This is a genomic window from Huaxiibacter chinensis (assembly GCF_022171985.1).
Lineage (GTDB): Bacteria > Pseudomonadota > Gammaproteobacteria > Enterobacterales > Enterobacteriaceae > Enterobacter > Enterobacter chinensis_A.
The window spans coordinates 54,310-76,825 of record NZ_JAJVHF010000011.1 but is presented as its reverse complement, the minus strand read 5'-3'; the positions used below and the strand labels follow the sequence as shown (position 1 = coordinate 76,825).

Sequence of the window (22,516 nt, the reverse complement as noted above, 5' to 3'; positions counted from 1 at the left end):
GGTTTATCTCATGAAAAGCATCAAAACTTTTGTCGCTGTAATCGCTCTGGCTACCTCTTTCGGTTCTTTCGCTGCACAGACTGTGACCGCAACTGGCTCAACTATTGATGGCGCAGAAGCAAAAATCGCCGCTCAGGCAGAGCAGGCTGGCGCGTCTTCTTACACCATTACTCAGGCGTTTTCGGGTAACCGTGTTCACATGACCGCTGAACTGAACAAATAAGTTATGTTGCCACTGTCCCTTGCTCTCTGGAGCGGGGACAGGTCTGCTTTTCCCTCAGCGCAGTAACGCAATAAATGCGTCATGATCCCTGAGTGCTTCAATTGTCTGCGGCGAATAGCGATTCAGCACGCTCGCCAGATAGCCAAAAATTTTCAGTTCCTGTTGATGCTCTGCGCTGGCACAGGCTACCAGCACATGTCTCACCTCTTCACCGTTAACGGAAAGGGGGGACTCAAGCGTGACAAAAAATCCACGAAACGGCTGCGGCTGCTCACTCCAGCAATGGGGAATGGCGATGCGGTTTACGATTAAATTTTCCCCCTCCTGCTCGCGTTGCTCAATCCGCCGTGCTTCTGTTTCAGTGATCAGATTTTGCTGGCGTAGCCGTGTGGTGATCGCCGCGACGACCTGCATCCAGCGCTCATTCGGCCCGTTGCGATAGTGGAAATAGCTTTCCGCCGGGAAAAAACGCGTCGGTTGCTGGCGAATAAACGCGGAGGCCAGAAAATCTTTGATTTGATCAAGACCGGCGGCAGGGATGATGTGACGAATAGTCAGGACGCACCCCTGTCGCTCATCCAGCGGGTAATGGCTATTGTTGATTACCAGCCCCGGCGTCAGTTCCTGTCTGATGGCGCAAAGCTCATCAGGCGTGCGGACAACGATCACCCGGCAATTAAACACGGCTCGCTCAATCGCCATCTTGTTGATCGTGGCGATAGCGTTTTGGTCGGCCAACAACACGACCGGTACCGATTCATGATGATGACGTTCCAGCGCGCAGGCGAAGTAAAGTCCCGGGAGATCGCTGTCAATAAGCGGAATATCTCTGCTTTCTTTTAAATGATGGATAAATTTCACGCTCATATCAAAAGCCGCAGGCCAGGCCGCTTTCAGGTGATTCATCGAACCCTGACGATGTTCTGGCAACCATTTCGGCATCGCGACGCATCGCACGAGATGCCCGGTAAGATCGTTAATCAATTGCGCATCCACCATTGCCGGCTGACCGGCGTGAGTGAGGCTGGCAAGAATACCGGTGACGTATTCTGGCGTTATGCGTCGGGCTTCCTGCTGCAAATCATCCAGCCGCTCGGCGAGAATGCTCAGCATAGCCTGACTCATCCAGAGACCCGCGCGTTCCGTGCAGGCCTGTAGCGCCTCGGCGGCAGGATGTAAACCTTTAGCAACCAGCTGGTGGCGCAGAGCGTAGACTGCCAGAATCATACTGGCACGGTAATCCGGAGTGATATCAGGCCAGGCAGTAAGCGGGCGGCAGTTTTCAAGAAGGGCGGTGAACGACCCGGCAGCGATACCCACCAGTGGAAACACGAGGGGATCTTTTCTGAAAAGCTCTGCCAGTAAAATAATCCGTTTGTCGCGATCGACGACAACGTAATGGCCCGAACCCGGGCGGCTGCCCAGCGTAAAGACTCGGGCATAGCGCTTTTTCAGGCGGGGCAAGCGTTCAGCCACCCAGGTATCAGGCAGATTAAGGGCTTCAGCGAGCTGCGCACGGGAAATTACCGGATGGATCAGGAGCAGCGCCAGCATCCGGTCATCATTATCATGACGCTGAAGAAGCTGGAAATAACCCTTCCTGTCGACAATTTCCAGCTGATAAAGCGAGTTGCCCACGGTATGAATGCGCGCTTTTCCACCGAGGGTAAAATTCAGATAGTCGATATCGCGCAGGATGGTTCGCGCTGAAACGGCACGCTTTTGCGCCAGCACACCCAGCGACACAGGTTGTGATTCAAGTTCGTCGAGCAGGGCAAACTGGCGCTCATTTAACATGCTGCTTCCTCAGCAAAACTGCGTAAAGCCTGCGACCTTCTCCTTATTCAGTGACGTGAGAAGCTCAAAAAGCATGGCGTACGCCGCCTCGTAATCCTTTACGGAAATCATACTGTTATTGGCATGCAGATAACGTGTGGGTAAGCACAGGGCCACCACCGGACGACCGCCTCCCACCACATTGTAACGCCCGCCATCGGTAGCGCCGGTCTTCATGATGCTGAACTGCAGCGCGGCGTCACACCGTGAGGCACTCTCTTGTAACGCGGTCACCAGTTTTTGGTTGGGGAAATAGCGTTTATCGAACAGCATCACACCGGGCCCAAAACCGAGCTTCAACGGATATTTTACCGCATCGATTCCCGGCACATCACCGGCTACTGCGGTATCGAGTACGATCGCGACATCCGGCAGGATGTGTCCTGCGGAGGTTTGCGCCCCGCGCAAGCCCACCTCTTCCTCCACGCTTCCCACGCCGTAAAGCGTGATTTGCGGGTTTTTGACCTGCATAAACAGTTCCGCCATCAGGGCACAACCCACACGATTATCCAGCGACTTAGCGACTATTTTATCCTCGCCCCATCGGTCAAAAGACGATGCCGGGCTAATAAAATCACCGGGCGCTACGCCGCGCCGGATCGCCTCTTCATGACTCCTTGCACCTATATCCACGAACATCTCATCGACGCTGATGGGCTGGTTTTTTTGCTTATCACTTAGCGCATGTGGCGCCACCGAGCCAATGACGCCGGGGATCTTATGGCCGCTGCGGGTGCGAAGCGTCACCCGATGGTTGAGCATCGACTGGCTCCACCAGCTGCCAATGGTGTCGAAGCGAATAAAGCCTTGCTCGGTAATGTGAGTGACCATAAAGCCGACCTCATCCATATGACCGATAAGCGCCACTTTCGGCCCCTGTGAGCCTTTACGGGCGATAAAGCTGCCCAGCCCATCAAAGGAAATATCATCAGCATGAGGTTTAAGCGTACCGTTCAGAATATCGCGCACCTCCTGTTCATCGCCGCTCACTGCATCCGCTTCACACAGTGCCTGCAGTAAATCAGTGTTCATTCGCCGTCTCCCGTCGTGCGGCCTGGCGCGCGAGCCACCAGCCTTTGAGTAAAATAATCAGTGAAATGTTGAGCGCCAGGCCAATCGTCAGCACCAGATAAAACGCGCCCATCGGTGACATCAGGCCAATCAGGGGATCAAAGACGCCAAGCCCCGGGGCAAGACGCTGGATGCCAAAGGAGAGGGTCAACATGCCCGCGATTCCACCGCTCAGGGTATTCGCGGTTAGCATGGGTAAAGGAGCCGCAAGGGCATAAGGAATGGCGGGTTCGGTGGCGACGGTTGCCCCCACGATAATCGCACTGCTGGCCGCCGCTTTTTCCTGAGGTGTAAACAGCTTAGGTGCAATATAGGTGGCGATCCCCGCCGCGACGGGCGGCATCAGCGCTACCACACCCACAATGGCGTACCAGTCGTAGATATGCTTTTCCAGCAAAGAAAAACAGAAGAACCACGCGGTTTTGTTGACAGGACCGCCCATGTCGAAAGCCAGCATCGCGCCGACCAGGAAGGCGGCACCCAGCTTCATGGATGGCGGAATCGTGTTGAGAAGATGCAACAGCCCGCTCATCAAATCGGACATCAGCGGGCCAATGATGTACCAGGTCAGCACACCAAATACCAGCAGCGTGACGAAGGGAATCATCATCGAACCCAGCAAAGGCTGGAGCGCTTTGCCCAGCCGGACTTTGCGAAACCACAGCACAAAGTAACCCATGGTCAGGCCCAGCACGACGGCACCCAGGAAACCCGCGCCAGATTGTGTTCCCAGCAACCCTTTATCATTTGCCAGGTAGCACACCAGAAAGGTGGGGGCGAACGCAGGTTTGTCGGCTATCGACAGGGCAATATAGGCCCCCATCACCGGGATCATAAAGGTAAAGCCCAGATACCCGATGCTTTCCACCACCCAGGTTAACGACGGCATTCCTTTTGCCATATCGACGTACGGCAAGCCCAGTTGCACCAGCATATTAGCGATCGCCACCAGGATACCGCCGCCAATCACAAAGGGCAGCGCGGCGGAAACGCCCGCCATCAGATGGGCCATGACGCTACCCTGTGGCACCTCCTGCTTACCTAATTTCACGTTAGCTTCTGCGGCGAAAAGAGTAGAGTGTGCAGGTAAATTCGCAAATATAGCGTCAATTTCTTTCAACGCGCGTGAAACGGGGATTTGATAGACGCGTTTGCCGGCAAAACGGGCGCGGTCATCGGCGCTCAGGCCGCGTCCTGTCGCCAGGATCACGTAGTCCGCCGCACCAATAGCCTCATCGCTCAGTGCATTTTCCACGCCGCTAGCGCCTTGCGTCTCTACCTGTATGGTATGACCGAGATCCCGGGCCTTTCGCTCCAGCGCTTCTGCCACCATATAGGTGTGGGCGATCCCGGCGGGGCAGTTGGTGATTGCCACCAACCGTAAGCATTTTTCCATAGGTCGCTCCTTAGTGGCTTAGCGTCTGGTTAAGCAGCGCCTGCACCTGGGCGCTGTTGCCCTGTTTTAGCTGCAAGATAAAGTCGTCGTGGATGATTTTTCGGCACAAATTACCCATTACCCTGACCTGATCGTCCTCGCCCTCCTGCGGTACCCCCAGACAGATCCAGCAGGTCACGTTTTCGCTGTCGCTGGCCTGCCAGTCCACGCCTTCCGCTTTGCGAGCAAAAAGCACAAAAGGATGCGTAACGGCGGCGCTTTTGCCGTGCGGCACGGCAATGCCGGAACCAAATCCGGTTGAGTGCTGTTTTTCGCGCAGTAACAGCGTTTGTAAAAAGGCGCTGCGATCGCTGACATAGCCATTTTTGTAAGCCATATCAGCCAGGGTTTTCAGGACGGAATAAACGCTGTTGCCGCTAATATCGAGATCGATACAGCTGGCGGTCAGAAGGGCCATCTTGTCACTCCATAAAATATGCGTAGGGCAATTTTACGGGAGGCACGCCGGGGCTATGATCGGGAATATGTCAGCCATAAATGACAGGAGAGCGGGGAATGAGGTGGGATAGTTGTGGGCGAAGCCACACTTAACGACGGAAAGATTTCCCTGACGAATGAGCGCACGTCAGGGAATGGATTTCATCAATGCACGCCGAAGCCTCGCAGTAGCGCCGTCATCACTGCCGCTGCAATGATCACCACAATTAACGGCATTTTTCGCCAGGCCAGAAATACCGCAAACGCCACGCCCAGCACACGCGCCATGCCGGCAAAATGTTCGCCTTCATAGAAGGTGGTCGCCAGCGCAACTGAAAACAGTAATACCGTGGCAGCATCGGAAAGCAGTGCCTGCGATCGCGCAGAGAGTGCCAGTCGGTTTCCCAGCTTCGCGCCACCGAGGCGCATCAGATAGGTTCCGGCAGAAAGCATGGCGATACCGAGAATAAAGACCGTCATATTGCCCATTATTTTTTCCTCGCTGCAAGGCCAAGTAAAGAGAGCAGAACCGGTAAGCCAACAGGCGCAAACGGCACGGCAGCCAGCGACAGTACCGCTCCGCTACAGGCGCGAATGAGCGTGGTCCGGTTTTTAAAGGCAGGCACAACGAGGGCGAGTAAAATGGCAGGGAAAACGGCATCCAGCCCGATGGTTTCCGGGGCAGGTAATAATTTACCCACCATAGCGCCCAGCAGGGTACCCAGGGGCCAGATCAGCGCCACGCCCAGCCCACAGAGCCAGTAGGCGGCCTTTCGCTGCTCGGGCGTTTTTTGTGACAGGCCAAACACCACGCTTTCGTCGTTCATAATGTGGCAGCCCAGCAGGCTCGCCGCGCGCGTGCCGACCAAATCGCGCACCGTAACGCCAAACGGCACATGACGGGCATTCACCAGCAGGCCCGCTGCCGCGGCGGCAAGCGGATTACCCCCGCTGGCAACAATACCGATAAACATAAATTCCGACGCGCCTGCCAGCACTGTCACAGAGAGCACAAAAGGCACCCATAGCGGAAACCCGTAGGCCATCGCCAGTGAGCCATAGGACATGCCCACGACCCCGACCGCCAGACACACCAGAATGATGGCCTTGATCGTGTCGCCTTTCAAAGATGAGAGAGAGTGCTTCATACATTTTTAGCCATATCGAACGAGTATCCATTATAATGAACGCATCAGGAACGTTTTTCAAGACGAACGATTCGTTCGATTTATAGAACAGAGGCCGTTTAATGACGCAGCCAATCAGCGTGATCGCTAAAAGTCTGGTGCGGGAACGTCTGCGAACCGGGCTTTCACTGGCGGAAATCGCTCGCCGTGCCGGGATCGCCAAATCCACGCTGTCACAGCTGGAGTCCGGTAACGGAAATCCCAGCCTGGAGACGCTCTGGTCACTGTGTGTGGCGCTGGACATTCCTTTCGCCCGTTTACTCGAACCGCAGCTGCCGACCACTCAGGTGATCCGCCGCGGAGAGGGGACGAAGGTCGTTGCCGGGCAGGCCAACTACGAAGCCATCCTACTGGCGGCGTGCCCACCGGGTGCGCGTCGGGATATCTACCTGCTGCTCACCCAGCCGGGTGCCGATCGCATCTCTCAGCCGCACCCGCCAGGCTCAGTTGAGCATATTATTGTGACGCAGGGTAGAGCGCGGGTGGGTTTGATCGACGCGGCAGAAGAGCTCGGTCCGGGGGATTATATTTGCTATCCCGCTGACCTGCCGCATATCTTTAAGGCCCTGGAGCCGGATACGCATGCGCTTTTGGTCGCAGAACAAAATTAACGCAGATACGGAAAATCATGTCGCTTAAAGCCATTGCTAAAGAACTGGGGCTGTCCGTGACGACAGTGAGTCGCGCGCTGAATGGATACGATGATGTGTCCAGCGAGACGCGCGCCCGCGTTGAAGCGGAGGCTCAGCGCCGTGGCTACCGGCCAAACACCTTCGCGCGTCGCCTGAAAATGGGCAAAATTGACGCCGTAGGTCTCGTTTTTCCGGTGCATCCTGTTCCGCTCAATAACAGCGTTTTTATGGACATGGTCGGCGAAATTAGCCATGAACTTGCGCAATATGAAATTGATTTACTGCTGATTGCCGATGACGATTTGGCCGACAAACACAGCTACATGCGTATGGTACAGAGCCGTCGTGTGGATGCGCTGATTGTCGCGCATACGCTGGAAAACGATCCTCGCCTGTCACAGCTTCAGGCTGCGGGTTTCCCCTTTCTCGCGCTGGGCCGCAGCCAGCTTTCCGAGCCTTATGCCTGGTTTGATTTTGACAACTATGCCGGAACCTATCAGGCCACGCGCTGGTTGATTGAGCGAGGCCATCAGCGTATTGCCCTGCTGGGCGAAAGCAACAATCAGGCGTTTATCACCCAGCGTCGGCAGGGCTATCTGGATGCGCTTCGTGAAGCGGGGCTGTCCAGCGAGTGGCTGCGTGCGATGCCACCTTCCCGCCGCGTGGGGTTTGCTACTACCCATGAGTTGCTCTCTCTTGAACAGCCCCCTACCGCCATCATCACAGACTGTAATACCCACGGTGACGGTGCCGCCATGGCGCTGGCGCAACTGGGTCGCCTGAGCGGCGAGAATGCCGTTGCGCTTATCGTCTATGACGGGCTGCCGCAGGACAGCATTGTCGATTTTGATGTGGCGGCGGTCATCCAGTCCACCCGTCAGGGGGTAGGCAAGCAAATTGCTGACATGGTGCGCCAGCTGATTAACGGCGTCGATGTTTCTCAGTTACAGGTGCTGTGGCAACCCGAATTTTCCCCAGGCCAGACCCGCTAAAAAACCAAAATTACCGAACCGATCACAAAACCGAAACGTTTTGGTTTGTATCCGAAACGTTTCGGATCAACACTCAGATCATCCCGATGACTGGAGAGGTCTGATGCAAGATTCCATTTTACGGCTCGAAAGCGGCACTGTCGATGTGGTGATAAAAACCCACCCGTTCACCGAAATTCTCTACTGGGGACCACATCTTCACCACTTTTCCCCGCAAGATACGTTAAGTCTTTCTCGCCCTGTCGCCAACGGGCGGCTGGATATCGACATCCCGTTAACGCTGATGGCGGAGCCAGGGCACGGGTTGTTTGGTTCGCCAGGAATTGAAGGGCATCGTCAGGGCAAGGACAGTTCCCCCATTTTTACCACGACCGCGGTGGAACAGCTGGAAAAACAACTGACCCTCATCGCGGAAGATAATCAGGCAGGTCTGCGTCTGACCAGTGAAATCTCGCTGGACGAGAGCGGTGTGCTGGTGGTTCGACACGGCCTGACCAACCTGCGTTCCCAGCCGTGGCAGGTGGATCGGCTGGCGGTGACGCTACCGGTCGCCGAACGGGCGCGAGAGGTTATGGCGTTCCATGGCCGCTGGATACGCGAATTTCAGCCGCATCGACTCCCGCTTGAGCATGATAGTTTTGTCATTGAAAGTCGTCGCGGTCGCTCATCACACGAACATTTCCCGGCCCTCATCACCGGCACACCCGCCTTTGGAGAGATGCAGGGCGACGTCTGGGGCGTCCATTTGGGCTGGAGCGGTAACCATCGCCTGCGGGCGGAAGCCAAAACCGACGGTCGGCGCTATCTGCAGGCCGAAGCGCTCTACCTGCCGGGCGAAATGAGCATTGATGAGGGGGAAACGCTCTGGACGCCCGCGCTTTACGCCAGCTATTCCGCGCAGGGCATGAACGGGATGAGTCAGCAGTTCCACCGTTACCTTCGCGACAACATCATTCGCTTCCCGAAAAACAGGGTGCGTCCGGTTCATCTCAACACCTGGGAAGGGATCTACTTTGACCACGATCCTGACTACATTATGCGGATGGCGGACGAAGCGGCATCGCTTGGCGTTGAGCGTTTCATCATTGATGATGGCTGGTTTAAGGGGCGCAATAACGACCACGGGGCGCTGGGTGACTGGTATCTCGACGAAAGAAAATACCCCAACGGCTTAACGCCTGTGATCGATCACGTTAAGCAACGGGGTATGGAGTTTGGCATTTGGGTTGAGCCCGAAATGATAAGCCCTGACTCCGATCTCTGTCGCGCCCATCCCGACTGGGTGCTGGCGATGCCAGGATACCCCCAGGCGACGGGGCGCCACCAGTGGGTGCTTAATCTGAACATTCCAGACGCCTTTGAATTTATTCTGGAAAGGATGAGCTGGCTGTTGGGTGAGCATGACATTGACTACGTAAAGTGGGACATGAATCGCGAGCTGGTTCAGCCCGGCCACCACGGGAAAGCGGCAGCCGATGCACAAACGCGCCAGTTTTATCGCCTGCTCGACACGCTGGGCGAACGCTTCCCGCAGGTTGAGTTTGAATCCTGCTCTTCGGGCGGGGGGCGTATCGATTATGAGGTCCTGAAGCGTTGCCATCGTTTTTGGGCATCGGACAACAATGATGCGCTGGAACGCAATACCATCCAGCGCGGGATGGGCTATTTCTTCCCGCCAGAGGTGATGGGCGCGCATATCGGTCATCATAAATGCCATGCCACTTTCCGTCAGCACAGTATCGAATTCCGCGGTCTGACGGCGCTTTTCGGCCATATGGGTCTTGAGCTGGATCCGCTTGCCGTAGATGAACACGAGCGTGAGGGTTATCGCCGTTATGCGGCACTGCATAAACGGTGGCGTGACGTAATCCATCACGGCACTCAGTGGCGCGTGGAGATGCCGGATGCCACGACGCTGGCGCAGGGTATAGTGAACGAGGCTAAGACGCAGGGGCTGTTTATTGTCAGCCAGCTGGCCATGCCGGATTACACCCTGATGATGCCGCTGCGTATGCCTGGCCTGGACGCGAGTGCGCAGTACCGAATCAGTCTGCTCGACCACCCCAATATTCGCCTGACGGGCGAAGGCGGCCACACCATGCGCAAATTACCGGCATGGATGGAAGCCCCTCAGACTGCCAGCGGGGAGTGGTTAATGCAGGCGGGTATCGCCCTGCCGATTCTGGATCCGGAAACCGCCATTCTCATTGGCGTTGAACGCGTATAAGGGCCACGGGCCGGGTGACCGGCCCAGCGTTGAGGATAAAATAATGATTACAAACACCTGTACCCATAAAGACAACCCTAACTTTTGGATCTTCGGAGCGTTTTTCTTTCTCTACTTCTTCATTATGGCCACCTGCTTTCCGTTCCTGCCCATCTGGCTGTCGGACGTCATTGGCCTGAACAAAACCCATACCGGGATTGTGTTCTCCTGTATCTCGCTTTCTGCCATTGCCTTCCAGCCGGTGCTGGGCGTGATTTCCGACAAGCTGGGGCTGAAAAAACACCTGCTTTGGATTATTGCCGTACTGTTATTCGCCTTTGCGCCGTTTTTTCTCTACGTCTTCGCGCCCTTGCTTAAAACCAATATCTGGCTGGGTGCTCTCAGCGGCGGTCTCTATATCGGCTTTGTTTTTTCGGCAGGGTCCGGGGCGATCGAGGCCTATATTGAGCGCGTCAGCCGCAATAGCTTCTTTGAATACGGCAAAGCGCGCATGTTTGGCTGCCTTGGCTGGGGGCTTTGCGCCTCTACCGCCGGGTTGCTGTTCAGCATCGATCCCTCTTTTGTCTTCTGGATGGGCTCCGCGGCCGCGCTGCTGCTGATGGTGCTGTTATGGGTCGCTAAGCCTAAACCCAACCAGACCGCCGAAGTGATGAACGCGCTGGGGGCTAACCAGCCGCAGATCACCGCCCGTACCGTTTTCAGCCTGTTTCGCCAGCGCAAGATGTGGATGTTCATTCTGTATGTGATTGGCGTGGCCTGCGTGTACGACGTCTTTGATCAGCAGTTTGCGACCTTCTTCAAAACCTTCTTCGCGACGCCGCAGGAAGGCACCCGCGCCTTTGGTTTTGCCACCACGGCGGGTGAACTGTGTAATGCCATCATCATGTTCTGCTCACCGTGGATCATTAACCGCATCGGCGCCAAAAACACGCTGCTGATTGCCGGTCTCATTATGGCGACGCGGATTATCGGTTCATCGTTTGCCACCACGGCCGTGGAAGTGATTGCCCTGAAAATGCTGCATGCGCTCGAGGTGCCGTTCCTGCTGGTGGGCGCATTCAAGTACATTACCGGCGTGTTCGACACCCGCCTGTCCGCCACGATTTATCTTATCGGCTTCAACTTTGCCAAGCAGTCGGCGGCGATTTTCCTGTCCGCGTTCGCGGGAAATATGTATGACCGGATCGGCTTCCAGGATACCTATCTGATGCTGGGCTGCCTGGTCCTGACCATTACGCTGGTGTCGGCCTTTACCCTGAGCAACCGGCAGGAGAGTGCCGCGCGCAGTAATACGGTGGAGGCGAATTGAGTGAAGACGCTGCCGCGAAGGCGGCAGCGTAAAACGCATTATTCCAGGTAGAACACCTCTTTCAACTCCGCGCTTACCGGGCTGTTGTCCGGGTTCGCGGGCATCACCTCGCTCATGTGTTTCCACCAGCGCTGGCATACATCGGTGTTCGCCACCGCGTTCCAGCGGGCTTCGGATTCAATCTCAACGGTGGCAAACAGCAGGTTGCGTTCACGATCAAGATAGATGGCGTAGTGGTGGGCGCCGTGCTCTTTCAGCACCGCTTCCAGTTCGGGCCAGATGGGATTATGACGGCGCGCGTACTCTGCGTGCGCATCCGGGTTCACCTGCATGACAAAGGCTTTGCGAATCATAAGGCCTCCAGGTACAGCTCACGGACCTCATCGCGGCTGGCGGTGCGGGGATTGCAGGGCGCACACGGATCGGCGAGCGCTTTATCCAGCCAGCCTTCAATGTCTGCTTTGGTCACCCCAAGCTGGCTGAAACCGGATGGGATCCCCACGCGGGCGCTCAGGTCGCGGATGGCCTGAATGGCCGACATGCTTGCCGCTTCGTCGCTCATGCCACGAGTGTCCACACCCATGGCCTGCGCCACGCGGGCAAAACGGGATACCGCATTTGGGCGGTTAAAGTTTTCGATGATCGGCAGCAGGATGGCGTTGCAGACGCCGTGGGGCAGGTTGTGCGTGGCGCCAGGCTGATGCGCCAGAGCGTGTACCAGGCCAAGGCCGGCACTGTTAAAAGCCATGCCCGCCAGATACTGACCGAAGGCCATCTGCTCACGGGCCTCCAGGTTATGCCCGTCGTCGACCGCCCTGGGCAGCCACAGCGCGATCAGACGAATGGCTTCCAGCGCATTAGCATCCGTCAGCGGGTGCGCGCCCACGGAGACAAAGGCTTCAATGGCGTGCGTTAGCGCATCCATTCCGGTCGCGGCGGTCACGGACGCCGGAATATCCAGCATGACGCTGGCATCGTCCACGGCGATATCCGGAATAATGTTCGGGTCGATAATCACTTCTTTTACCTGACGTCCCGTGTCAATGATCACCGCGTTGCTGGTCATCTCCGCCGCCGTGCCCGCCGTGGTGTTAATCGCCACCAGCGGTACGCCCGCGTTTTTCACTTTGCCCACGCCCGCGTAATCCGTTGACGGCCCAGGGTTAGCGGTGAGGATTTTAATCGCTTTCGCCGTATCAATCGGGCTGCCGCCGCCGAACGCGATAATGTACTCACATTCAGCCTCCTGAAAGGCCGCAAAGCCTTTTTGCACCAGCTCTTCCGTTGGGTTCGGGAATACCTCGTCAAACAGGTGATAGGACATCTCATGGCCGTCCAGGGCGGTAAAGAGGCTGTCGAGCAGGCCGAGTTTAACCAGCTGACCGTCGGTCACAATCAGCGCCTTGCCCCAGGGGTTGTTTGCCACCAGCGTCACCATATCGCCGATTGCGCCTGCGCCATGCAGGCTGATTTTTGGCAGCGCCAACATAAAGCTCATGATAATTCTCCTTAATATGATTTTTGGGTAATCCGTTCCCCTCACCCCGTTCTTCTCCCCGTAAGGGATAAGATAAAAGACGGCGCCGGGCGGTCCCCCTTCCCGGCGGGGAGAGGGAGAGGTGAGGGAGTTAAATCCTTCTTCGTTGCATAATCCGCCGGGTAATGATCGGCAGTGAAATCACCACAATCAGCATCGCGCCGATAATCACCGACATCACAATGCCGGGCACGTTGAGCAGGCTCAGGCCAAAGGTCACCAGCCCCATCAGGAAGGCGGCAATGATCACACCCACCATGCTGCCGGACCCGCCCAGGATGTTGACCCCGCCGAGCACCGCCATCGTCACCACCGCCAGTTCCCAGCCCATCGCAATCGTCGGGCGCGTACTGCCAAGGCGTGAGGTAAGTAGCACCGATGCGAGGCCGGACATCAGCCCGACCAGCGCAAACAGCATCAGGTTGTGGCGTTTGACGTTGATGCCGGAGTACCACGCCCCGGTTGGGTTATTGCCAATGGCGTAGGTGCGACGGCCGAAGTTGGTGCGGTGCAGCACAAACGCGAAGACCCCCGCCAGAACGATAAAGAGCGCAAACTCAAACGACAGCGCGCCCCAGACGTAGCCTTGTCCAAACCAGGCGAAGCTCTCCGGGTAGCTGTTCAGCGCCTGATCGCCCAGCAGGATGTAGGTGATCCCGCGGTAGAGGCTCATGGTGCCGATGGTGATCACGATGGACGACAGGTTAAAGCGCGTCACCAGAATGCCGTTGAACAACCCGCACAACAGCCCCACACCGAGTCCCACGCAGACAAGCAGGGGCGTGTCGATGCCCGCCGCCGCGCAAAAGCCCATGACCGTGGAGCTGAGCGCGATGGTAGAGGCCACCGACAGATCAATTTCACGGGCAATAATCAGCATCGCCATCGGCAGCACGATGATCGCTTTTTCGGTGAAGTTGAACGTCGCATCTGACAGATTCCAGATGTTGAGGAAGTAAGGCGAGGCGAGGGCATTAACGACAAATACCGCCAGCGTTACCGCCAGCAGAAACCCTTCCCAGCTGAGCAGGCGCTGGAAAAACCCCGTCCGGTCCGGATCGCGGGTCATTGTCTCTGAGGTCATTATTTTGCTCATGATTTCACCGCCATTTTCTGACGAGCCAGCGCCGCATCGCGTAGAATTAACCGACCTTTGCGTTTGTTGCCCCGCTCATTAAGCAGAACCGCAATCACAATCACCATGCCGGAAATCGCCATTTGCCAGAACGGCGAGACGCCGATGACCGGTAACGCATTGTTGATCACGCCAAGGAACAGTGCGCCAAACAGGCAGCCGAGTACGCGTCCGGTGCCGCCCATGGTGCTAATACCGCCAATCACACAGGCTGCCACCACCTGCAGTTCAAAACCGTTAGCCACGTCGACATACGCAACGGCAAAGCGCGAAATCCACAGATAGCCGCAGAACCCCGCCAGCGCACCGGAAAGGCAGAAGCTGACGAACTGCATTTTCCCGGCGTTGATGCCGGTGTAATAGGCCGCCGTAGCGTTACCGCCCGCGGTATACAGTGCGCGGCCGGTTCGGCTGTAACGCAGGAAATAGCCCACCAGCAGCAGTGCGGCAATCGCGCACCAGCTCAGGACCGGTAGCCCCAGCACCGCCGTGCGCGGCAGCGCCAGAAAGTTTGCGCCCATCTGGTTAGAGTTAACCCAGCCGCCGCCGGAGAGCATAAAGATGATCCCCCGGTAGATGCTCATGGTGCCAAGCGTAACGACAATCGCCGGGATGCCGAGCTTCCAGACCAGCAGGCCATTGATCATACCCATCAGCAGGCCAAGCGCGGTCGCCAGGATCAGCAGCACCCAGACGGGTACCTCCGGATGATGGAAGTTTAACAACGCCACAATCATGCCGGTGAGCGCCAGATTCGCCGCCATCGACAGATCGATGCCTTTGGTTAGCAGAACCATCATCTGCCCGAGCGCAAGGATGATCAGAATGGACGTATCGTTAAAAATCTCCACCAGGTTACCCGGCGCGACAAAGGACGGCACGCGACTGCCGATGGCGACAATCATCAGTACGATAACCGCGCCCAACAGCGCTTCGCGGTGTTTAAGCAGTTGAGTGATCATCACGCGGCCTCCTGTTTTGCACCGCTGGCCGCGCTGACGATGGTTTCTGCCGTTGCGTCACCCGCCTGATATTCGGCCACCATTAACCCTTCATGCATCACAATGATACGGTCCGCCATGCCCATCACTTCCGGCAGTTCGGACGACACCATAATGACCGCCAGCCCCTGGCCGACCAGTTCCGACATAAATTGATGAACGGCGGCTTTTGAACCGATATCAATCCCTTTTGTCGGCTCATCAAGGATGATCACCTCAGGATGCGTCGCCAGCCATTTTCCGATCACCACTTTTTGCTGATTACCGCCGGAGAGGGTCTCTACGGGCTGTTTCCAGCTAAAGGCCTTCACCTGAAGCCGGGTCGCGTACTCGTCCGCCAGCTGCCATTCGCGATCGTCGTGCAGAACGCCGTTCGGGTTGAGCTTGCTGAGCTGGGGAAGGCTGATGTTTTGCGCGATTGGCAGCGCAACGATCGCCCCCTGTTGCTGGCGCTCTTCCGGCACGCAGACAATACCCGCCCTGATGGCGTCCGCAGGCTGGCGAAAATGGCAGGATGTTCCGTTCAGCACAATTTCACCGGAGGACGGGCGCGTCACCCCCGATAAGGCCTGCATCAGTTCCGTCCGTCCAGCGCCGACCAGCCCGTAAAAGCCCAGGATTTCGCCCTTGTGCAGAGAAAAGGAGATATGCGCGAATTCGGTCGGGTGACACAGGTCTTTGACCTCCAGCACCGTGTCGCCTTTTTCGCACTCGACCTTCGGGAAGGTTTGCGTAATGGCGCGACCGACCATCATCGAAACCATACGCTCCTCGGTGATCTCGTTCATCGCGCCCGCCCCGACAAATACCCCGTCACGCAAGATGGTGTAATGGTCCGCCAGCTCAAAGATTTCATCGAACTTATGCGAGATAAACAGGATGGCTTTGCCCTCCTGCTTTAACCGCTCGACAATCTGGTAAAACTCGAGAATTTCGTGCTGTGACAGCGCGGCGGTCGGCTCGTCCAGAATGACCACCTGCGCATCAAACGACAGCGCACGGGCGATCGCCACCATATGGCGCTGGGCGATACTGAGGGTTTTCAGCGTTGCGCGCGGGTCGATTTTTACCTCAAGACGGGTGAGGATTGCCTGCGCCTTACGGTGCATCTCTGGCCAGTCGAGCTTCCTGAAAAAGCCCTTATAGAGATACTGACCGACGAAGATATTTTCGGTGACCGACAGTTCATCAAACAGGACGGTTTCCTGATGAATGGCGGTAATGCCGACTTTATGCGCCGACTCCGGCGTCGGGAGTTGAATAGGGATCGCTTTGTAGAGGATTTCGCCCTCTTCAGGCTGGTAAATGCCGGTCATAACTTTGACCAGCGTCGATTTTCCCGCGCCGTTTTCGCCTATCAGCGCGGTCACTTTTCCGGGCCAGAGGGCAAGCTGGACGTTCTCAAGCGCGCGCACCCCCGGGAAGACTTTGGTGATGCCCGAAAGCTGAAGCAATGGTGTCATGATCGTTCTCCAGAGTATCTCCTCTCCCCCTGGAAGCAGGGTAGGGTGAGGGGCATGCGGCCTGATGCCCTCACCCCGGCGCGCTCTCACAGGGAGAGGGAGAAGGGATTAGAAAATCTTCGAGAACTTATCAATATTGCTGGCATCGTAAACGAACGGCTCAGCCATCGCGCCGTTGCCGTCGGCGTCCAGCTTCACTTTGCCCAGTTTGCCCATGCTGGCTTCGCCTTTGGTAGCGGTCCCTTTTACCAGATCGTCGGCTAAATACGTGGCGGCATAACCCAGGTCAATGGGGTTCCAGATGGCAAAACTTTTGCTCGCGCCGGATTTTACCGCCCCGGCCATTTCAGACGGCAGCCCTAAACCGGTCACGTACACCTTGCCGATCTTGCCCTGGTCTTTGACCGCCTGTGCCGCCGCCACAATCCCCACGGAGGACGGCGAGACGATCACTTTCAGGTCCGGATAGGTTTTAAGCAGGCCAACCGCTTCACGATAGCTTTTGTCGGAGAGATCGTCGCCATAGGCCACGGTCACCAGATTGACGGACGGGTACTTCGGCAGCACCTTTTTCATCTCGGCAATCCAGGTATTCTGGTTGGTGGATGTTGGTGTGGCGCTCAGTACCGCCACATCGCCTTTCTCCACGTTCAGCGCTTTCAGCGCATCGGCGGCGAGCTTGACGTTGGTTTCACCAATCAGGGCGTTATTTGACGGGTTGAGGTGGATTTGACGGCCCGCTTTCGCCACGCCGGAATCCCAGGAAACCACTTTGATACCGCGCTGCATCGCTTTTTTCAGCACCGGCACCAGCGCGTCCGGATCGTTTGCGGAAATCGCGATCGCATCCACATCCTGGGCGATCAACCCGTTCAGCACGTCGATCTGCGCTTCCGCCGTGGTGGTGGTCGGGCCGGTATAAATCACTTTTACATCGCCTAACTCTTTGGCCGCCTCCTGCGCGCCGACGTTCGCTGCTTCAAAGAATCCATTTCCTAAAGACTTCGCCACCAGGGCGATTTTTACTTCTGCTAAAGCGGAACCGGACAACGCCAGAGCGGCAACGGTGAGGATCAAGCTTGTCTTTATTTTCATTGCTTTTACTCCACATAGTAAGCGAGTTGTGTAGGGATGGCAGGTGGTTTTCGCCCCGTCTCATTGAGCGGGGCGCGATGTTTTTATGGGTACAGATCTAACGCAGACTGCATCGGGGTGACGCTAAAACGTTTCCCCAGCGCAATCAATTCTTCCCGGGTGATAGTCTGCTTCATACCGCCCATGGAATAGACTTTTACCAGCACTTCAGCAGATTTTTCCGCAGTGTCGATCAGGCCAAAGGCTTCATCGAGCGTCGGGCCGCTGCCGAATACGCCGTGGAACGGCCACAGCACCAGCGAATGTTGCTGCATCTCGTGCGCGGTCGCTTCCCCGATCTCGTCGGTACCTGGCACCATCCAGGGCAGGATGCCCACCCCATCCGGGAAGACCACCAGACATTCGGTGCTGCCTTCCCACAGTTTACGGGTGAAGACATCGGTGTTGTTTTCCAGCACGTAGGTCAGGGCGATCAGGTTGGTGGCGTGGCAGTGCATGATCACGCGGTCTTTACCGTCGGTCGCTTTGATACGTTCGCAGTGAGAAAGGAAGTGCGCCGGCAGTTCAGAGGTGGGCACCGCCTCGTCAGTCAGCCCCCAAAGAATGTGGTAGCCCGCGCCGTCGCTGTCCACTTTTACCACGCCCAGGTTCGCGGTGGGATCAAGCTGGACGTTGCGGAAGAACTTACCGGAACCCGTGACAATAAACGGCGTGTTGGCGAGCAGCGGCATCGGCTGGCTCAGCGCAATATAACGCGGTTTTGCATGGAAATCGGCCTCGAACGGGGCAAGGTCGGCCTCATCAAGACGCAGCGTCAGGTTGCCGCCGTTGCGCTCGTCCCAGCCTTTCAGCCAGGCGTCCGAGGTGGCTTTAATCATGCCCTGGACGAACCAGGCGTTTGTGATGGTCTGCATAGTTTTCTTTTCCAGTTATCGCGGTGAGGTGGAATTCCCTCACCCCGGCCCTCTCCTACAGAGAGAGGGGGTAAACGTTCCTTCTCCCGGCGGGAGAGGGTTAGAATGAGGGCAGAATTATCCGCGCTGACTCAGCACGTCTTTCTCATACGCCCGCACGTTGTCCAGCCACTGGCTCCCCGCCGGAGCATCATGACGCTGACAGTACATTTCCCACACGGCCTGCCAGGGCAGAGATTTTTGCTCTTCCAGCAGGGCCAGACGGGCGGTGTAATCGCCTTGTTGCTCCAGCGTGCGTAACGCGTCTACCGGTTCCAGCAGGGCGCGCAGCAGCGCTTTTTTCATGTTGCGGGTGCCGATCACCCATGCCGCGATGCGGTTGATGGAGGCATCAAAGAAATCCAGACCGATGTGGACGCGGTCGAACAGGTTGTGGCGAATAATCTCGCTGGCGATCGCCTGCGTTTCATCATCCAGCAGCACGACGTGATCGCTGTCCCAGCGAACCGGACGGCTGACGTGCAGCAGCAGGCGAGGCACAAACAGCATGGCGGCAGAGATTTTGTCGGAGATCACCTCGGTCGGGTGGAAGTGCCCCGCATCCAGGCACAGCGCAGTCTGACGGCTGGTGGCGTACCCCATATAGAACTCATTCGAGCCTACGGTGTAGCTTTCTGCGCCAATGCCGAACAGCTTGCTCTCCACGGCGTCGATGTGGTGTGCCGGGTCCAGCTTTTCACTGATGATTTCATCCAGGGCGTCCAGCAGACGCTGGCGCGGTGCCAGACGATCGACGGTAATATCTTTCATGCCGTCCGGAACCCAGATGTTCATCACCGACGGCGTGCCGAGCTGCTCACCAAAATAGGCAGAGACGCGACGGCTGGCCTTTACGTGGTCAATCCAGAACTGGCGAATGTCATCATTCGCATGGGCAAGGGTGAAACCGTCAGCGCTCAGCGGATGTGAGAAACAGGACGGGTTAAAATCCAGCCCGAGTTTGTTGGCTTTTGCCCATTCAACCCAGTTTTTAAAGTGGGCTGGTTTGATCTCGTTACGCGCAACAGGTTGGTCCGATTCCAGATAGATAGCGTGCAGGTTCAGGCGTTTAGGGCCTGGGATAAGGCTCAGCGCCAGCTCCAGATCGGCACGCAGTTCGGTCGCGTTACGCGCTTTGCCTGGGTAGTTGCCCGTCGCCTGAATGCCACCCGTCAGCGAGCCGCCCGGATTCTCAAAACCCGCGACATCATCGCCCTGCCAGCAATGCATCGACACGGGCAGACGGTCAAGCTGACGCAGCGCCTCTTCGACGTCCACCCCAACGGTGGCGAAACGCTGTTTAGCCAGTTCCCAGGCTTGTTCAAGTTGAGTGGTCATGCGCAAAGCTCCTTTGTCAGTCGTTTTTGCTGAAACTGTGCCCGGTAGCGGGCAATTTCATGGCAGGAATGGGGGGTAAAGGTGGTCAGTTCATGGTTGGCTGTGACCACGCTTCGAAACGCATCCACGCTGGAAAGCTCGTCGAGGGTCATCAGCTGAATGCCGATATTGCCAAGGGTGGAGGCTTCAACCGGGCCGGCCACGACCGTGATACCACAGGCATCGGCGCACAGCTGATTCAGCAGATGGTTCTGGCAGCCGCCGCCCACGATATGCAGTTGTGTAAAGGGTTTGCCGCGCAGTGCCTCCAGTTCACCCAGCACGTCGGCATACAGCAGCGCCAGGCTATCGAAGATGCAGCGCGCCAGTTCGGCGGGGTTTACCGGCACCGGCTGGTGGCTTTCCCGACAGGCCGCCTGAATTTCGTCGCTCATGCTTTCGGGATTGATAAAGCGATCGTCATTTGGGTTGATCAGGAAGGTGCAGGCGGGCAACTGTTCGGTAGCGGCAATCAGGGCGGGTAAGTCGGTGATGTTCTGCTCTTTCAGCACGCGCTGAAGCAGCCACAGGCCCATGATATTTTTCAGCACCCGATAACGGCCTTCGGCACCGCCCTCGTTGGTGATATTTGCGGCGAGCGCAGCCTCGCTGGTATAGGGCGTTTTGCTCTCAAAGCCCATCAGCGACCAGGTCCCGGAAGAGAGATACGCGGCGTCCTGGCCTGCCAGCGGCGCGGCGATCACCGCACTGGCGGTGTCATGGCTTGCCACGGCGACCACCGGGATGGCATTGCCCTGCGGACACAGCCAGTGGCCAATCACATTGCCGGGATGGGTTGGGGTCCCAAACCAGTCAGGCGAAGCGCCGGTCCAGTTCAGCAGATTGTCGTCCCAGTTATCGGAATTGATGTTTACCATCTGGGTGGTGGTGGCGTTGGTGTATTCCCAGTTCAGATTGCCCGTCAGGCGATAGCTGAAATAGTCCGGGATCAGCAGCGCATGGGCGACACTGGCGACCAGCGCAGGCTCCTGCTCCACCAGCGCACGCAGCTGATAGAGCGTATTAAAAGGCAGAAACTGAATGCCGCTGCGCCCGTAGATATCGGCTTTGCCAAGCTGATCGACGGCCCGCGCCATCACGCCGTCCGTGCGGCTGTCCCGATAAGAGACCGGCAGGCCAACGCGTTCGCCGTTTTTATCCAACAGAACGTAATCCACGCCCCAGGTATCAATACCGATGCTGTCGATGCGGATACCCTCTTCACATACCTTGTTCAGGCCGGTGCGGATGTCATCTTCAAGGCTGTCGATATCCCAGGTCACTTTGCCGTCCTGCTTCTGCAGGCCGTTAACAAAGCGGTGGATTTCACGTAGCGAGAGCGTGCGCTGTTCAGGGGCATAGCGGGCGAGCATTACGCGACCGCTGGAAGCGCCTAAATCGACAGCCACACAATGGCGAAAAGTCATGTTCCGGTCCTTACTTATGTCATTACGCATGAGTGTAAGAACGGGAAGAAAAAGTGACCTTCTTGCCAATGACAGGCGAAATGCAGGGCTGGCAAGAAAGCAAAGATGAACGTGAGGAAGTTCACAGTTTCCAGTAATGGCGCGGTTTTCAGGCGATGTGACGGTGACCGCATTTCCCGATCTTTCCGCTCGTTTCTTGAAAAACCGACAGGCTTTGCACGCTTTGTTGTCGAAAATTGAAGGTCAGAATCGCGACCCTTAATTACTATTTTGAGAACATTTCTCATTAATGGTGGCCGTCATGACCGTACTGCACAGCGTGGATTTTTTCCCTTCAGCCTCGCCGGTGGCCATCGAGCCACGCCTCCCGCAGGCGGCCTTCCCTGAACATCATCATGACTTCCACGAGATCGTGATCGTGGAGCACGGCACCGGTATTCATGTTTTTAACGGCCAGCCGTACACCATCAGCGGAGGAACGGTCTGTTTTGTGCGCGACCACGACAGACACTTGTATGAACATACTGACAACCTGTGTCTGACTAACGTGCTCTATCGTTCGCCGGACGCTTTCCAGTTTTTGTCCGGGCTGAACCAGCTTCTGCCGCAGGAAAAGGACGGGCATTACCCGTCGCACTGGCGGGTAAATCAGTCCACGTTGCAACAGGTTCGTCAGCTGGTCAGCCAGATGGAACACACGGAAGATGCCCGTGAAACCCACGCTCTGGCGACGCGCGAGCTTCTTTTTATGCAACTGCTGGTGCTGCTGCGCCGCAGCAGCCTGGTGGAAGGGTCGGAGAATAATGATGCCCGGCTCAATCAGCTGATCGCCTGGCTGGATGAGCATTATGCGGAAGAGGTCTGCTGGGAAACGCTGGCCGAAACGTTCTCGCTGTCGCTGCGTACCCTGCATCGTCAGCTTAAACACCAGACCGGTTCCACGCCGCAGCGTTACTTAAATCGCCTGCGCCTGATTAAAGCCCGGCATCTCCTGCGCCATACCGATGAAAGCGTCACAGATATCGCTTATCGCTGCGGTTTTGGCGACAGTAACCATTTTTCGACGCTGTTTCGCCGGGAATTTAGCTGGTCTCCGCGCGACATTCGTCAGGGAAGGGATGCGTCACTTCAGTAACGCGAGGGCAATCACCGTTTTTTTGCCGTAAAAAGGCTAATAA

General features: G+C 56.9%; 21 protein-coding genes. 6 read left to right on the top strand and 15 right to left on the bottom strand.

The window, feature by feature from the left end; genetic code table 11:
* Positions 1-10 precede the first annotated feature (10 nt).
* A complete protein-coding gene (locus LZP96_RS19260) occupies positions 11-223 on the top strand; it encodes a YdgH/BhsA/McbA family protein (protein WP_064328007.1) in 213 nt (70 codons plus the stop codon).
* 54 nt (positions 224-277) lie between these two features.
* On the opposite strand, the gene LZP96_RS19255 is transcribed toward LZP96_RS19260, so the two are convergent.
* From LZP96_RS19255 to LZP96_RS19230, 6 genes are all read right to left on the bottom strand, one after another.
* Positions 278-2,020, bottom strand: a complete 1,743-nt coding sequence (locus tag LZP96_RS19255; RefSeq protein ID WP_064328006.1) for a putative frv operon regulatory protein — start codon at positions 2,018-2,020, stop codon at positions 278-280.
* Positions 2,021-2,029: 9 nt separating this feature from the next.
* A complete protein-coding gene (locus tag LZP96_RS19250) occupies positions 2,030-3,091 on the bottom strand; it encodes an aminopeptidase (RefSeq protein WP_258926269.1) in 1,062 nt (353 codons plus the stop codon).
* Positions 3,081-4,526, bottom strand: a complete 1,446-nt coding sequence (locus LZP96_RS19245; RefSeq protein ID WP_258926268.1) for a PTS fructose-like transporter subunit IIBC — start codon at positions 4,524-4,526, stop codon at positions 3,081-3,083. Before LZP96_RS19245 ends, LZP96_RS19250 begins: the two co-directional genes overlap by 11 nt.
* Before the next feature lie 10 nt (positions 4,527-4,536).
* Positions 4,537-4,983 carry a PTS fructose transporter subunit IIA gene (locus LZP96_RS19240; protein WP_258926266.1) on the bottom strand — a complete coding sequence of 149 codons (447 nt, stop codon included), beginning with the start codon at positions 4,981-4,983 and terminating at the stop codon, positions 4,537-4,539.
* Positions 4,984-5,168: 185 nt separating this feature from the next.
* Positions 5,169-5,492 (bottom strand): AzlD domain-containing protein, encoded by a 324-nt coding sequence (locus LZP96_RS19235; RefSeq protein WP_064328002.1) that lies wholly within the window; start codon positions 5,490-5,492, stop codon positions 5,169-5,171.
* The gene (locus LZP96_RS19230; protein ID WP_064328001.1) at positions 5,492-6,151 is read right to left on the bottom strand and encodes an AzlC family ABC transporter permease; all 660 of its coding nucleotides are present in this window, start codon (positions 6,149-6,151) and stop codon (positions 5,492-5,494) included. Before LZP96_RS19230 ends, LZP96_RS19235 begins: the two co-directional genes overlap by 1 nt.
* 101 nt (positions 6,152-6,252) lie before the next feature.
* On the opposite strand from LZP96_RS19230, the gene LZP96_RS19225 reads away from it, so the two are divergent.
* The 4 genes from LZP96_RS19225 to LZP96_RS19210 all read left to right on the top strand — a co-directional run bounded on the left by LZP96_RS19225 (position 6,253) and on the right by LZP96_RS19210 (position 11,350).
* Positions 6,253-6,801, top strand: coding sequence for a helix-turn-helix domain-containing protein (locus tag LZP96_RS19225; RefSeq protein ID WP_064328000.1), 549 nt, complete (start codon positions 6,253-6,255; stop codon positions 6,799-6,801).
* A gap of 17 nt (positions 6,802-6,818) precedes the next feature.
* Entirely contained in the window at positions 6,819-7,814 is a 996-nt protein-coding gene (locus LZP96_RS19220) for a LacI family DNA-binding transcriptional regulator (RefSeq protein WP_258926265.1), read from the top strand.
* A gap of 103 nt (positions 7,815-7,917) precedes the next feature.
* Positions 7,918-10,041 (top strand): alpha-galactosidase, encoded by a 2,124-nt coding sequence (locus tag LZP96_RS19215; RefSeq protein WP_258926264.1) that lies wholly within the window; start codon positions 7,918-7,920, stop codon positions 10,039-10,041.
* A gap of 43 nt (positions 10,042-10,084) precedes the next feature.
* On the top strand, positions 10,085-11,350 hold the full coding sequence (locus LZP96_RS19210) for an MFS transporter (protein WP_258926263.1): 1,266 nt from the start codon (positions 10,085-10,087) through the stop codon (positions 11,348-11,350).
* Positions 11,351-11,388: 38 nt separating this feature from the next.
* Here the strand turns inward: LZP96_RS19210 and rhaM are convergent, their stop codons facing one another.
* The 9 genes from rhaM to rhaB form a co-directional block, all read right to left on the bottom strand.
* Positions 11,389-11,703, bottom strand: a complete 315-nt coding sequence (gene rhaM, locus LZP96_RS19205) for an L-rhamnose mutarotase (protein WP_064327996.1) — start codon at positions 11,701-11,703, stop codon at positions 11,389-11,391.
* Positions 11,700-12,848 carry a lactaldehyde reductase gene (fucO, locus tag LZP96_RS19200; RefSeq protein WP_258926262.1) on the bottom strand — a complete coding sequence of 383 codons (1,149 nt, stop codon included), beginning with the start codon at positions 12,846-12,848 and terminating at the stop codon, positions 11,700-11,702. Before fucO ends, rhaM begins: the two co-directional genes overlap by 4 nt.
* 130 nt (positions 12,849-12,978) lie before the next feature.
* Positions 12,979-13,983 carry an ABC transporter permease gene (locus LZP96_RS19195; RefSeq protein ID WP_258926260.1) on the bottom strand — a complete coding sequence of 335 codons (1,005 nt, stop codon included), beginning with the start codon at positions 13,981-13,983 and terminating at the stop codon, positions 12,979-12,981.
* Entirely contained in the window at positions 13,980-14,984 is a 1,005-nt protein-coding gene (locus tag LZP96_RS19190) for an ABC transporter permease (RefSeq protein WP_258926275.1), read from the bottom strand. The genes LZP96_RS19195 and LZP96_RS19190 overlap by 4 nt, the downstream gene beginning before the upstream one ends.
* On the bottom strand, positions 14,984-16,486 hold the full coding sequence (locus LZP96_RS19185) for a sugar ABC transporter ATP-binding protein (RefSeq protein ID WP_064327992.1): 1,503 nt from the start codon (positions 16,484-16,486) through the stop codon (positions 14,984-14,986). The genes LZP96_RS19190 and LZP96_RS19185 overlap by 1 nt, the downstream gene beginning before the upstream one ends.
* A 108-nt stretch (positions 16,487-16,594) precedes the next feature.
* A complete protein-coding gene (rhaS, locus tag LZP96_RS19180; RefSeq protein WP_258926259.1) occupies positions 16,595-17,581 on the bottom strand; it encodes a rhamnose ABC transporter substrate-binding protein in 987 nt (328 codons plus the stop codon).
* A gap of 83 nt (positions 17,582-17,664) precedes the next feature.
* Positions 17,665-18,495, bottom strand: a complete 831-nt coding sequence (rhaD, locus tag LZP96_RS19175; RefSeq protein ID WP_258926258.1) for a rhamnulose-1-phosphate aldolase — start codon at positions 18,493-18,495, stop codon at positions 17,665-17,667.
* A 117-nt stretch (positions 18,496-18,612) separates the two neighbouring features.
* The gene (locus tag LZP96_RS19170) at positions 18,613-19,872 is read right to left on the bottom strand and encodes an L-rhamnose isomerase (RefSeq protein ID WP_064327989.1); all 1,260 of its coding nucleotides are present in this window, start codon (positions 19,870-19,872) and stop codon (positions 18,613-18,615) included.
* Positions 19,869-21,338, bottom strand: a complete 1,470-nt coding sequence (gene rhaB, locus LZP96_RS19165; RefSeq protein ID WP_064327988.1) for a rhamnulokinase — start codon at positions 21,336-21,338, stop codon at positions 19,869-19,871. The genes LZP96_RS19170 and rhaB overlap by 4 nt, the downstream gene beginning before the upstream one ends.
* Positions 21,339-21,639: 301 nt before the next feature.
* Between rhaB and rhaS (LZP96_RS19160) the strand changes: the two genes are divergently transcribed.
* Positions 21,640-22,473 (top strand): HTH-type transcriptional activator RhaS, encoded by an 834-nt coding sequence (rhaS, locus tag LZP96_RS19160; RefSeq protein WP_064327986.1) that lies wholly within the window; start codon positions 21,640-21,642, stop codon positions 22,471-22,473.
* The last annotated feature ends 43 nt before the right edge of the window (positions 22,474-22,516 follow it).